12 protein-coding genes are annotated in these 12,968 nt (G+C 64.5%); 4 read left to right on the top strand and 8 right to left on the bottom strand.

Annotated features, from left to right (window positions below):
* Positions 1-49: 49 nt before the first annotated feature.
* Positions 50-679, bottom strand: coding sequence for a YIP1 family protein (locus NMP98_RS04190; RefSeq protein ID WP_254860301.1), 630 nt, complete (start codon positions 677-679; stop codon positions 50-52).
* A 97-nt stretch (positions 680-776) separates the two neighbouring features.
* Here NMP98_RS04190 and NMP98_RS04185 point away from each other — a divergent pair, with 97 nt between their 5' ends.
* Positions 777-1,685, top strand: coding sequence for a type IV pilin domain-containing protein (locus NMP98_RS04185; protein WP_254860300.1), 909 nt, complete (start codon positions 777-779; stop codon positions 1,683-1,685).
* 1 nt (position 1,686) lies between these two features.
* Here the strand turns inward: NMP98_RS04185 and NMP98_RS04180 are convergent, their stop codons facing one another.
* On the bottom strand, positions 1,687-2,268 hold the full coding sequence (locus tag NMP98_RS04180) for an NADPH-dependent FMN reductase (RefSeq protein WP_254860299.1): 582 nt from the start codon (positions 2,266-2,268) through the stop codon (positions 1,687-1,689).
* Positions 2,269-2,305: 37 nt separating this feature from the next.
* Positions 2,306-3,223, bottom strand: a complete 918-nt coding sequence (locus NMP98_RS04175) for an HhH-GPD family protein (protein WP_254860298.1) — start codon at positions 3,221-3,223, stop codon at positions 2,306-2,308.
* Between the two features lie 110 nt (positions 3,224-3,333).
* Here NMP98_RS04175 and NMP98_RS04170 point away from each other — a divergent pair, with 110 nt between their 5' ends.
* Entirely contained in the window at positions 3,334-3,675 is a 342-nt protein-coding gene (locus NMP98_RS04170) for a ribbon-helix-helix protein (RefSeq protein ID WP_254860297.1), read from the top strand.
* A gap of 9 nt (positions 3,676-3,684) precedes the next feature.
* Here NMP98_RS04170 and NMP98_RS04165 read toward each other — a convergent pair whose 3' ends face one another.
* Positions 3,685-5,019 carry a class-III pyridoxal-phosphate-dependent aminotransferase gene (locus NMP98_RS04165; protein ID WP_254860296.1) on the bottom strand — a complete coding sequence of 445 codons (1,335 nt, stop codon included), beginning with the start codon at positions 5,017-5,019 and terminating at the stop codon, positions 3,685-3,687.
* A 45-nt stretch (positions 5,020-5,064) separates the two neighbouring features.
* Positions 5,065-6,327 carry an MgtC/SapB family protein gene (locus tag NMP98_RS04160; RefSeq protein ID WP_254860295.1) on the bottom strand — a complete coding sequence of 421 codons (1,263 nt, stop codon included), beginning with the start codon at positions 6,325-6,327 and terminating at the stop codon, positions 5,065-5,067.
* Between the two features lie 76 nt (positions 6,328-6,403).
* Here NMP98_RS04160 and NMP98_RS04155 point away from each other — a divergent pair, with 76 nt between their 5' ends.
* Positions 6,404-7,612: an AI-2E family transporter gene (locus NMP98_RS04155; RefSeq protein ID WP_254860294.1), complete on the top strand. Its 1,209-nt coding sequence runs from the start codon at positions 6,404-6,406 to the stop codon at positions 7,610-7,612.
* On the opposite strand, the gene NMP98_RS04150 is transcribed toward NMP98_RS04155, so the two are convergent.
* Complete coding sequence (locus NMP98_RS04150; RefSeq protein ID WP_254860293.1) at positions 7,606-7,872, bottom strand: hypothetical protein; 267 nt, start codon at positions 7,870-7,872, stop codon at positions 7,606-7,608. The two genes, NMP98_RS04155 and NMP98_RS04150, sit on opposite strands and share 7 nt — an antisense overlap.
* Positions 7,873-7,962: 90 nt before the next feature.
* Positions 7,963-9,930 (bottom strand): 3-hydroxyacyl-CoA dehydrogenase/enoyl-CoA hydratase family protein, encoded by a 1,968-nt coding sequence (locus NMP98_RS04145; protein WP_254860292.1) that lies wholly within the window; start codon positions 9,928-9,930, stop codon positions 7,963-7,965.
* Between the two features lie 135 nt (positions 9,931-10,065).
* On the opposite strand from NMP98_RS04145, the gene NMP98_RS04140 reads away from it, so the two are divergent.
* The gene (locus NMP98_RS04140) at positions 10,066-11,220 is read left to right on the top strand and encodes an acyl-CoA dehydrogenase family protein (RefSeq protein ID WP_254860291.1); all 1,155 of its coding nucleotides are present in this window, start codon (positions 10,066-10,068) and stop codon (positions 11,218-11,220) included.
* A gap of 185 nt (positions 11,221-11,405) precedes the next feature.
* On the opposite strand, the gene NMP98_RS04135 is transcribed toward NMP98_RS04140, so the two are convergent.
* Positions 11,406-12,827, bottom strand: coding sequence for an NAD(P)/FAD-dependent oxidoreductase (locus NMP98_RS04135; protein WP_326494476.1), 1,422 nt, complete (start codon positions 12,825-12,827; stop codon positions 11,406-11,408).
* Between the last annotated feature and the right edge of the window lie 141 nt (positions 12,828-12,968).

The raw sequence follows: 12,968 nt of genomic DNA, 5'->3' as shown, positions 1-12,968 counted from the left end.
TACTGTGAACGTACAGTCGGGGCTTAAAACGGTTGTCGGATTCTATCCGCTACCGCGGGTCCGGCGTGATGTCGATGCCGACGGCGGCTTCGAACGCCCCGATGCCACCGAAGGCGAACCCAAAGACGAACAGGGCGGGCACGCTGGCGGCGAGGACTGCCCGCGGCATCGGCGTCTCGTGGACGACGCTGATTCCGACGACCAGCAGGATACAGCCGTACAGCGCGGCGAGGGCCTGTATCGCCGGGACCGGAATCGCCACGAACGCGCCGGGGGCCGCCGCGTAGGCGATAACCTGAACCGTCTCGCTGACGCCGCCGCGGTTCTTCGCGACGGGAATCAACGCCAGCGTTCCGACAGCGGCCGCGAGGTGCAACACCAGCGGTGCGACGAGAAAGCAGGCTGCAACGAGGACGACCGCCGCCGAGAGGTAGACGCTTCCCGTCGCCGCAGCGATGCGACCGTACCCCGACAGCGTCTCGGGGGCTACGAGGAGTCGACCGCCAACGTAGGCGATTGCGACGGCGATGGCGAAGGTCAACCCCGGCGCTTGGTCGCCGGGTGCGACCCCGTTCTCGAAGAACCGTCTCGGTCGAAGTAGTACCTCTACCCACGCCCGCGCGAGTCCGCGCGGCCCGCGGGCACGCCCGCCGCTCGGGTTTTCGACCCACTGCGTCACGCATCGACGTTGGTGGGGTCGCTGTATGAGGGTTCCGGGACGGAACACGGCGCGTTATCACCGGGGTATTTAGTGAGTGGCGACCACACCCCGGCGTATGTCCGCCCTCCAACGACGACGCTTGCTCGCACTCCTCGGTTCGACCGCAGCGGTCACGGCTGCCGGCTGTATTGACGACTCCTCTCTGCCGACCGACGGAAACGGTGACGGTGGTAACGGCGGTAGCAACGCCGCCGGCGTGCTCCGAGACGGCGCTGTCGTCGACTACCCCGGGATGGTCGACGGCAACGCCTCGGTCTCCGGTGACGAACGCGAGATTACCTACCAGGACCCCGAAGCGACGTTCACGTTCCAGTACGCCTACGAGGGTGACACCGACGACCCCTCCCAACTCCGCGTGAGCAGGGACCTCTCCGGGGAGACGATGGCGGCGTTCATCGCCCCAGTCTACGACGGCGACGCCGAGGCGTTCGAATATCACGTCTTCGCCAACGAGGCGTTTCTCGAATACGCCGACTGGTACTACGTCTCTGGGCCGTCGAACGACCCGACCGAAACCGGAAGAGCGTCGTTCGAACCCGTCGAAAACGGCGTCTCACGATTCATCATCGGGCCAATCGACGCGGGGACGGCCGGCCTCATCGACGCCCCGCCTGAGGAGGCTCAAAACGGAGGCGAGGAATTGACTGGCGTCATCCTCACGAACGGCTCCAGCGGTGGTACCTCATCCCCCGCCCCGAACGTGGCTTGGGACTTCGACTACGACAGCGCCGCCGAAGAAGTCACCATCACCCACGAGGGCGGTGACACCGTCCGAGGTGCCCAACTCGAAGTCGTGGTAACCACCGCCGACAAGACGACGACAAGTCCCTTCGAGGGAGAAGTGACAGCCGGCGATTCCGTTGCCGTCGACGCACCACCGAACGCCGTCGTCAGGGTCATCTGGGAGGCCGAAAGCGGCGACTCCGGTGCCGTCCTCGCCAGATGGGAGGGTCCCGAGGCCTGACTCAATCGTCGGCGCCGACGTTCTGTTCGGCCTCCATCGTCCGCGGGTCTGGCTCGATGTTGGCGTACTCGACCATCCGTCGGCCGAGAGTGTGGATGCGCTTTCGGGCGTCGTCGTCGGTCAGTACGCCGTCCTCGAAGGCGTTTTTGACGCGTGGAAGTGCGACCTGATGGGGGACGACCCACGCGTTGACCGACCGGCCGACCGACCGCAGGTGGTCCAGCGTCGTCGTCGGGAACGACCCACCGGCGACACACAGCAAGCCGACGGTAGTCTCGTCGAACTCGTCGAAGCCGCAGTAATCGAGTGCGTTCTTCAGCGCCGAGGAGTAGGAGGCGTGATACACGGGTGTGCCGAGAATCACCGAGTCCGCAGCCGTCACGCGCTCTCTGAGCACTTCGGCATCACCAGCGCCGTCTTCGTCGGCGTCGTACACCGGGAGGTCGAACGTTCGAAGGTCGATACAGTCCGTCTCGACGCCGTCGAACTCGCCGGCAGCGTCAAGCGCCTCCTCGCAGGCCAACCGCGTGTAACTGTCGTCGCGGAGGCTGCCCACGAGGGCGGCGACTCGTACATCGGTCATACCGCGCGTTGGCGTGGTGGGAATAAATGGGATGTGGTCACTTCTGCAGTCCTGCGACTGGCTCTTCGTCCTCGCCGTCGAGTTCGACCAATCCGTCGGCTTCGAGGTCCTCGAGCAGTCCACGGAGCCACTCACGGCCGTACTCACCGTCTGGCGAGTAGTCGACGCGGACGCGTGGCCCGAGTTCGTCGAGGGTGAGTTCATCGAACTCCCGGAGCGTCGCGACGACGCGACCCCGCATCTGCCGACGCGACCCCTCGAATTCGGGTTGTGTCGGTACGTCGGGTGCCGTGAAGTCGCCGCTCTCGTAGGCGTGACACCACGCTCGCCACGGACAGCCGGCCTCGTCGCAGTTCGGCTGCTTTTCGCAGGCGACGCCGCCCAACTCCATTATCGCGTTGTTCCAGACCCGCGACGCTCCGTCGGGCAGCAGTTCCGACGCCACGACAGCGAAGGCGTCGTCGTCATCGGGCACGTCGAAGGCCCGATACAGCACGCGCTTGACGTTCGTATCGACCACCGCGTCGCCGTTGTTGAACGCGAATGAGGCGACGGCGTTTGCGGTGTAGGGACCGACGCCCATCAACTCCTGTAGTCCCTCCGGTATTTCTGGAAACTCGCCGCCGTGTTCTTCGAGGACTTCGGTTGCGGCCTCGTGAAGGTACTTCGCGCGGTTGTTGTACCCCAGCGAGTGGTCGGTCCAGAAGCCGACCACGTCGGCGCGGTCGGCGGCCGCCAGCGCCTCGACGGTGGGCCACTCCTCGAGGAAATCGGTCCACGCATCGACCACGCGGTCGAGTTGGGTCTGCTGGCTCATAACCTCGGAGACCAGAATCTCGTAGGGGTCCGTCGTCTGCCGCCAGGGGTACTCGCGGTGGTCGGCCTCGTACCACTCGACGAGCGCCGACTGCACCGCATCGGGGTCTTCGGGGAGGAACTCGGCGGCGTCGGTCATCACCCCTCGATTTCCCCGCCCGGCGTTTGTGTGTGACGGTTCCGGCGGTATCGGAGTCGAACGTTTTGCCGAACGAAACCCACTTCCCCGGCCCGGACCGACCGACCAGTATGGGATTGGACGACCTTTCGGAGGACATCGAAGCGACCTACGCCGAGTTGGGCGAGGAACTCACCGTCGAGTTGGACGCCGAGACGCGAAACGAACTCGCGATGTTGGCCAGCGCGTACGACCCCGACGACGTGGACGAACTCCTCCGGCGTGCGGTTCACACCCTGTTTCAGGGTGCTGTCGAGACCGGAAACCTCGATTTCCACCTCCGGAGCGGCTACGACGTGACCTACGACGAGTATCTCTCGGGGATGACGTTCGAGGAGATGACCGGCGGTGCCGGCGGCGTGAGCGAGCAGTACCCACCGCAGGACGACAACGCACGCCGATATCAGTTCTGAGATACGGGGTCAGGCGGCCGCTTCCGCAGCGTCCGACAGCAACCCGATTGCCATCGTGATTTCGCGTTCCCGAACGTCCAGCGGCGGCAGTAGCCGGAGCGTCTTGTAGCCACAGCCGAGCGTCAACAGGCCGCGTTTCATCGCCTCGTCCTGTACGTCGTCGCGGCGTTCTTTGGTGTCGAACTCGACGGCGAGCATCAGCCCCCGACCCCTGATGTCGATGGCTCCCGGAAGGGTCGCGTCGTCGAGTTCCGCGGTCGCCTGCTCGCCCCGAGTGACGGCGTTGTCGAGTAAGTTTTCCTCGTGAATCACGTCGATGGTGAGCGCGCCCTGCATGGAGTCGACGATGTCACCGGCCCCCCACGTCGAGGAGAGCCGTGACTCCTCCTCGGGAAAAATCGACTCGTTGGCGATGGTCGCACCGACGCGGGCGCCCTTCGCCGCACAGATGATGTCGGGTTCGATTGGGAAGCCGTCGGAGGCCCAGAAGTCGCCGGTACGTCCCATCCCGGATTGGATTTCGTCGGCGATGAGCACGATGTCGTGGCGCTCACAGATGTCGGCGACCTCTCGCATGAACGCGTCGCTGGGGACGTGGTACCCGCCTTCGCCCTGTATCGGTTCGAGGATGAGATACGCCACCTCCTCGGCGTTGACGTACCCCGTCTCGGGGTCCAACATCCGCCGGAGTTTCGTGGTGTCGCCCGCGAAGAACCCACACTCACACGTCGCCGCCGTACAACTCCCGTCCCGACAGAACGGCACGTCGTGGACGGGGCCGATTTCGGGGAACTCACGGCGGTAGATCTCCTTCGAGCGGTTCAACGACAGCGTCCCCAGCGTCCGGCCGTGGAAGGCCCCCTCGAAGGTGATGGCGTATTTCCCGCCGGTCCGGTCGTAGCTGATTTTCAGGCCGTTTTCGACGGCTTCGGCGCCGGAGTTCGAGAGAAAGACCGTATCGAAGCGTTCCGGAGAGGCGTCGACTAGACGCTCCATCAACTCCGGCGGCCCCGGAAAATCCACGTCAGCGGGGTCACCGGCCGTCGAGTAAAAATCCTGTCCGGCTATCTTCACCGGGTCTATCATGTCGAAGGCGTCCATCCGTTCGAGCAGTTCGGGGTTGTTGTACCCCAGCGGCGCGGCGGGGACGTGGCCGGTGAAGTCCATGAGGACGTTGCCATCGGCGTCCGTACAGAACGGTCCGATTGCGGGTTCGGTCACGTCCCAGACGAACTCGTAGACGTACGTACTCGGGGCGGCAAGCGACCGATGGAAATCGACCCGCTCTCGGGCGTTCGGTCCGGGTATCTCGTCGACCTGCGGCGAGGTCGTCTCGCGGTCCATACACGATATTGGTCGAGTCGCGTGTTAATAGTTCACACTGCCTGTTCAGGCGATGAAGACCAGTGCAGTCACGACGGCAGCGACGCCCAGCACCGCGGCGCTTCGGAGGAGAACGCTCCGAGCGAACGCCCGGTTCGGCGACATCGCGCTCAACCCCGCCTTGACGGCGATGCTGGCGGCCGTCGCCAGCAGAATGGCAATCGTCGCCTCCGGGGCAGTGACGCTCCCGTTGGAGTAGAGAACGACCGCAGAGGCGGTCGCGCCCGCACTGGAGACCAACCCGGCGAGCAGCGCGGCGACGTACAGTCCGCCGGTGCCGAACTGCGCTTCCGCGAAGCCGCCGCCCAACAGCACCGCGAGGAACAGGGCGCCGACACCGAGGGCGTACCGAAGCGTAAACGGCGTGTCCAGTTCCATTTCGATAGTCGAAGACCAGTCGGCCGTGGTCGCCGCGACGACGACCGCACCCACGATGACCGCCCCGAGGGGAATCAGTGGTTCGTAGAGAACCCCAGCACCGAGCGTGAACACGACGGCGATAGCGAGGTTCCGGAGCGCCATCGAGGCGTTCGCCAACAGCACCGCCGCCACGCCGTAGTCGGTCACCTCCCGGCTCTGGCCGACGTGGTCGAGTATCGCCCCGACGACGGCCGTCGAGGAGGCCAACCCGCCGAAAAACCCCGTGACGACGATGCCGCGACCGCCGTACATCCTGACGATGGCGTAGTTAACGATGCCGATACCGGCGACGAACACGACCATCAACCAGACGACCCGCGGTTCGAAGGACACCGAGAGTGTGGCGACCGAGAGGCTCTGTTCGCCGGTCGGCAACAGGGGGTAGACGACGAACGCGAGGATGGCGAACTCGGTTCCGGAGCGGACCTCCTCTCGCGAGAGGGCCTCGGCGATGCCGTGCAGTTCCTCTCGCAACACGAGGACGAACGAGGAGACGACCGCGACCGTCACCCCCTCGACGACGAACCCCGCGGCGACCAACGCGCCGACGCCGTAGGCGACCAGCAGCGACGCCGAGGTCGTAAGCGAGAGCGTATCGACCTGTCCGAGCAGTCCCTGCACGCCGAGGACGACGCCCAACGCGACGACCAGCAACGCCCCGGCGACGAGCAACAGCGGTTCCTCGAGGATGGTGAACACCGCCGCAGAGAGGCTGACGAGCGAGAAGGTCCGGATGCCGGCGGTCTTCTCGGACCACTCGCGTTCGAGGCCGAGAAACAGCCCCAGCGCCGCCGCCAACACGAGCGCGACCACGCTGTCGTCCAACACCACCGGGCCCAGGGAACTCATCGACGGCCGTTGGCGGGCGGAGGTGGTAAGGCCATCGGCGGGTCGGATTTTTAATCGTCGGGGTCCGGGGTGGGGTATGGTCAGCGAATCCTCCCGTGGCCGACTGGCGTGGTGGGGCGTCGGTCTCGCTTTCGCCATCGTCGTCGCCGCGACGTTCTACGCCTTCGTTGGGACGGTCGTCACGGCCCTGTTTCTGTACTACGTCTCGCGGCCGCTGTACCGCCACCTGCGTGGACACCTCCGCCCGACGTTCGCCGCCGCAGCATCGCTCCTCTGTCTTTCCGTCCCAGTCATTCTCCTGTTGGCGTACACGACCGCGGTCGCGCTACAGGAACTCAGAACGCTCGCTCAAACCGTCGACTTGGGTCCGGTCCAGAGCATCGTCTCGCCGTACTTCGACGTGTCGGCGCTCGTCGAAGACCCGGCGACGCTGTTCCAAAACCCCGACGTCGTCGACGCACTTCTCGTCGTCTTCGACGGGATTTACGACTACCTTCCCTTCGTCGTCTCGGTGCTCCTGCACCTGTTCGTCGCGCTCGCGCTCACGTTCTACCTGCTCCGTGACGGGCCGAAACTCGCCGGCTGGGTGCGCGACGTTTTCGGCGACGAGGCGGGTGTCCTCGACGCCTACGGCACGGCGGTCGACCGCGACCTCAAGAGCGTCTACTTCGGTAACATCCTCAACGCCGTCATCGCGGCCGTCATCGGCACCATCACCTACAGCCTGCTGAACCTCGTCGCCCCGCCCGGGCTCGCAGTCCCATACCCGGCGCTGTTGGGCATTCTCGTCGGCGTCACCAGTCTCGTTCCAGTGGTCGGAATGAAACTGGTGTACGTCCCGGTCGGCGGATTGCTGTTCGGACAGGCGCTGCTCCGGGGCGACCCACTGTGGTTTCCCGTGGTGTTCTTCGTCATCTCGGGGATTCTCATCGATTTCATTCCGGACCTCCTCCTGCGCCCGTACGTCTCCGGCCGGAATCTCCACGTCGGGCTCGTGATGGTGGCCTACATCCTCGGACCACTGTTGTTCGGCTGGTACGGGCTGTTCCTTGGACCGCTGTTGCTCGTGTTGGTGTTTCACTTCGCCCGCTTCGTCCTCCCGGAACTGCTCGACGGCACGCCGATTCAGCCGATAGTTGTCTCACCCGCCGCGCTGCGGCAGTCACACCATAGCAGTCCCACTGCAGCGGAGTCGGTGGCGGCCGAGTCCGACGTGACTGACTCCACCGAGTCCGAACCGGTCGAAGAGGATGCGGGAGACGACAAACGTGAGGACACTCAGTAATCGCCGTCCGTCTCGACCAGTCGGCTTCCGTCCCGCGGACAGTAGTCGTAGGATTCCTCGGTCGTCCTGAACCCACACCTGCCACATCGTTTCGGCTGTCGCCCCGACTCGTCGGTGAGGCCGCCTGAGCCGAACAGGAACGGAACGAAGGGGACGAACAGGAAGAACAGCACCGACCCCGTATACCAGTACAGCGCTGCACTGACAGCGAGGCTGCCGAGGAGTCCCACCAGCGCCGTCAGGGTTCTGGAGCCGACCATCACGTCCGGGTAGACGCGGCTGTCGGTTGTCGGTTTCGGAGCGGGCTGCTATCGGGCGTCGGAAAAAATCAAAATCGGGTGGAATCGACGTTACTTGCCTTCGAACTCGGGTTCGGTGTCGCCCATGAAGGCCGTGATGCCCTCCATGAGGTCGTCCGTGCCGATGAGGTGACCGAACGCCTGGGCTTCGAGTTCGAGGCCGGCTTCGACGTCCTCGAAGCCACGGTGCATCGCGCGCTTGGTCAGTTTTTGGGAGACCGGCGGACCGGCGGCGAGGTCGGCGGCGAACTCGTGGACGCGCTCGTCGAACTCGTCGTTCTCGACGACTTCGTTGACCACGTCGTAGTCGTACATCGTCTCGGGGTCGTACCGCTCGGCGGTGAAGACGATTTCCTTGGCGCGGCCGAGGCCGGCGATACGGCCGAGACGCTGAGTGCCACCCCAGCCGGGGAGCAGACCGAGGTTGTGCTCGGGCGTGCCGAGTTCCGACCGCTCGGAGGCGATGCGGAAGTCACAGCACAGCGACAGCTCGAAGCCGCCGCCCAGCGCGAAGCCGTCGATGCCGGCGACGACCGGCATGTCGCAGTCTTCGAGCTTGCCGAAGGTCTGTTGGCCCTTCCGGGAGAGTTCGATGGCTTCCAGCGGTTCGGCGTTGGAGGCCATCGAGGTCACGTCGGCGCCGGCGGAGAACGCGCGGTCGCCCTTGCCCGTGATGAGGAGGGCACGGACCTCGTCGTCGTCCTCCATCAGGTCGATGGCTTCGGCGAGTTCGTCCAGAAGGTCCGGGTTGATGGTGTTCATCCGAGCCTCGCGGTCGAGGACGATTTGACCGACCATGTCGCCGGGGTGGCGAATCTCGATGTTGGTGAACTCGACTTCGCCGTCGTCGTCGCCGCCGTGGAAACCGCCGGCCTCGGCGGCTTCCTGCAGACCGTCGGAGACTTCGAAGCGCGGGTGGCCCGTCTCCTCGCCCAGTTCTTCGAGCGTCTCGACGAGCGTATCGAGGCCAACGTCGTCGGCGAGTTTCGCCGGGCCGTCCGGGAAGCCGGCACCGAGCATGACTGCCTCGTCGATGTCGGCGGGGTTCGAGACGTCGTTGCCGACGAGGTTACCGACTTCGTTGGCCATCACGGCGACCAGTCGGTTGGCGATGTCCTCGCTACCGGCGTCGGTCGGGATGTCCGGTCCGTCGCCGTCCTCGTAGTCGTAGAAGCCCTTGCCGGTCTTCTTGCCGAAGCGCTCCGCTTCGACGATTTCCTCGAGGTACGGTGCGGGCTCGTAGGGTTCGCCCAATACCTCGTGCATGTACTCCAGGACGTGGTAGGTCACGTCGTTGCCGACTTGGTCGCCGAGTTCGAACGACCCCATCGGCAGGCCCATGTCGAACTTCGTCGTCGAGTCGATTTCCTCCTTCGTGGCGGCGTCCTCCGAGACCATCCAGCAGGCCTCGTTCATCAGGGGAACGAGGATACGGTTGACGATGAAGCCGGGGGAGTCCTTGCGGACGCGGACGGGCGTTTTGCCGAACGCCTCGGCGAGTTCCTCGGTCGCATCGAGGGTCTCATCGGCGGTGTGTGCACCGGATATGACCTCGACGAGTTGCATCCGGACCGGCGGGTTGAAGAAGTGCATCCCGCAGAACTGCTCGGGCCGCTCGGTGACTTCCGACAAGTCCGTAATCGAAAGCGAAGACGTGTTGGAGGTGATGATGGCGTCTTCGGGGAGGTGTTCCTCGACGTCACCGTAGACGTCCTTCTTGATGTCCATCTTCTCGGGGACGGCCTCGATGACGAAGTCGGCCTCGCCGACGGCGTCTTCAACGTCGACGTACGGCGTCACGCGGTCGATGGCGTTCTCGGATTCCTCCTCGGAAATCTGTTCTTTCTCGGCGAGTTTCTCAAGCGACCACTCTATCTGCTCGTAGCCGTTCTGGACGAACTCCTCTTTGATGTCCCGCAGGTTCACGTCGTATCCCGCGAGGGCGGCGACCTCCGCGATGCCGTGGCCCATGTTACCGGCCCCGAGCACCGCGATGGTCTCGATATCGTCGAATTCCATTGTTAGCAGGCGAGACCACACTCGGAACGTGTTTCAACGTTTCCTTCTCGGCTTGTTTTCGTACTGAAGCGTCGGCCACCCAACCGGTTGGGCCAATTGAGAAGTGTTATGTGGTGGCAATCCTGTTGAAGAATCATGGACTTTGGGCTCTCCGACGAGCAACAACAACTCAAAGAAGAGGTCAAGCGCTTCGCCGACAACGAAGTCCGACCGAACGCACAGGAGTACGACCGCGAAGAGAAGTTCCCCCACGACATCGTCGACGAGGCCGCCGAGATGGGTCTCTGTGGAGCGACGATTCCCATCGAGTACGGTGGCGCCGGCTACGGGGCCGTCGACTCGGTTCTCATCGCCGAGGAACTGTTCGCGGCCGACCCCGGTATCGCGCTGTCGATTCTCGCCACGAGTTTCGGCACCGAGGCAATCCTCGAATACGGCACCGAAGAGCAGAAAGAGGAGTACCTCGAACCCGTCGCGAGGGGCGATGCCATCTCCGGAGCCGCAATCTCCGAGCCTGACACGGGGTCTGACGTGTCGTCGGTGTCGACGCGGGCGGAGAAGGACGGCGACGAGTGGGTTATCAACGGCAACAAGATGTGGATTACCAACGGCAGCGTTGGTGACTTCTTCGTCGTGTTGTGTAAAACGGACCCGGATGCCGACGGCCGCTACAACGGCTTCTCCCAGATTATCGTCGAATCCGACCGCGACGGCTTCGAAGCCGACAAAATCACGGGCAAGATGGGCATCCGCGCCTCCGACACCGCCGAACTCATCCTCGATAACGTGCGTGTCCCCGAGGAAAACCTCGTCGGTGCGGAAGGTGCCGGCTTCCTCCAGCAGATGAACTTCTTCGACGCCACTCGAACCGGCGTCGCCGCACAGGGTATTGGGATTGCGAAAGGTGCCGCCGAGCGCGCTCTCGAATACGCACAGGAACGAGAGCAGTTCGGCCGTCCCATCGGCGACTTCCAGGCTATCCAGCACAAACTCGCCGACATGCACACCGAAACCGAAGCCGCACGCAACCTCACCTACAAATCCGCCTGGGAAGTCGACTCCGGCGGCCAGCCGAACACGATGCTCGCCTCGATGGCCAAGGAGTTCGCCTCCCGTATCGCCGTCGACGCAGCCAACGAGTGCGTCCAGATTCACGGTGGGTCGGGGTACGTCGACGACTTCGACGCCGAACGGTTCTACCGCGACGCCAAAATCACCCAAATCTACGAGGGTACTACCGAAATCCAGAAGATGATTATCGCCCGCGAACTGCAGGGTAAGGGCTTCTAGGAACACCCACTTTTTCGAGGAGGGGTTTCCTCGCGCGCCTCCGGCGTGCTGCGGGCACCACTCGGTCGCAAAAACTTGGGGAAAAACGACGCGGACGCTCCCTACGGTCGCGTCCGGAGAACCGCGAGCGCCTACGGCGCCCGCGGATACTTACGATTCCGTCTTCCTCCCCGGCGAACGCTGTTTTACTCCTCGTCGTTCTCGGTCCGCTTCGAACCGAACATGCCACCCAACGCCCCGAAGACGAGGTCTTCGAAGACGTTCGCGGGGCTTCCGGGATGTGAACGGTCCGCCAGTCTGGTGGCCCGGGTCACGTCTACGGTGCCGCCGGGGACCATCGTTTCAGCGAAGGCGAGCGTGGTGTCGAGGAACGGCACTTCGAGTTCACTCGGCGTCGCCGGGTCGGTTTGGGCGGTGAATTCGTAGCGCTCGACGAGCCGGGCCAACTCCGCTGAGAAATCGAAGGCGGATGCATCGGGCCATCCCAACTCCTCGTGGACGAGTTCCGAAGCGCGTTCGATGGCTCCAACCGAGCTGAGGTGGCCGGCGCCGATGGCGGCTTTCGCTGCCTTCGCGGGGTCGCCGCTGCAGACGACGGGACCGATTTGAGCCACTGCGCCGTCGCCGATGCTCACGACCCACCCGGGGGAGTCGAAACTGTACGTCGCGAGTCGGGCGTGTTCGTCGTCGTCGCGGCGTTCCCTGACGAGTCGGTCGATGTTCTTTGCGGCGATTCGCGCCTCACGGACGGCTGTCTGGGCGCTTGCCGGAACGGGGTCGCCCCACTCGTCGGTGACTGCGCCGGCGTCGCCGACGACGAAGGTCCCGTCACCGACTGCGAGGTCGGCGTTGACGGGGCGTCGCTCGCCGCCGAGGGCGTCGGGGCCGCGGATGCCGCCGGTCCAGACGAGGAAGTCGGCGGCGAGCGTTCGGCCGTCGGCGAGGTCGATACCGTCTTCGTCGGCGCGCTCGACGGTCGCTCCCGTCTCGGCGGCTATCCCCCGGGCGTCGAGTTCCCGCCTGACGGCGCGGGCGAAACTCTCGTCGAACGACGGTGCGACGCGGTCGGCCATCTCGACGACGGTCACGTCGAGGTCGAGCCCCTCGCTATCGGAAAGCGCCGCGAGTTCCCCGGCGACCTGAATCCCGGAGAGGCCGGCGCCACCGACGACTGCGTTGCCGCCGGCGGAATCGAACGCGTCGCTGCGGATGGTTTCGGCGTGATTCAGCCGTTTCAGGGGCGTGGCGTGCTCCTCGACGCCCGGTAAGTCGTAAAACGCCGTCTCAGCGCCGAGACACACCGCGGCGAAGTCGTACTCCAAGGACTCCGTCTCGCCGTCTACATCGAGCGTCGCGACGCCCGCCTCGGGGTCGAGTTGGGTGACACGTGCCTGCCGAACCGTTGCCCGAGTGAGTACGTCCTCCAGCGGCACAGTAATCGTATCTGCGAGGTCCGGGTAGCGAATGGCTCGATGCAGTTCGTGTTGGACGAGATGTGAGGGCGACTCGTCGACGACGACTATGTCGACCGCCTCCGGGAGCCACCGTTCGAGTCGTCGTGCGACGGTTAGACCGGCGTAACCAGCGCCGAATACAGCAACGCGCATACCCTTCGTAGGCGCGGCGAACTCATAGTCCCTCTGGGTGTGTCATCGTCCTCCGTTCGCTCTGTGGTTTTTTGAACAGTCTCGATTTCGAAACTCGAATATCCTCTCCCATTAATAAGCTTCGAAGAGTTCGAAACGAAC

The organism is Natronomonas gomsonensis (assembly GCF_024300825.1).
Classification (GTDB): Archaea; Halobacteriota; Halobacteria; order Halobacteriales; family Haloarculaceae; genus Natronomonas; species Natronomonas gomsonensis.
Note: the sequence above shows the minus strand (reverse complement) of the source record. Positions and strands in the feature narration are given on the sequence as shown.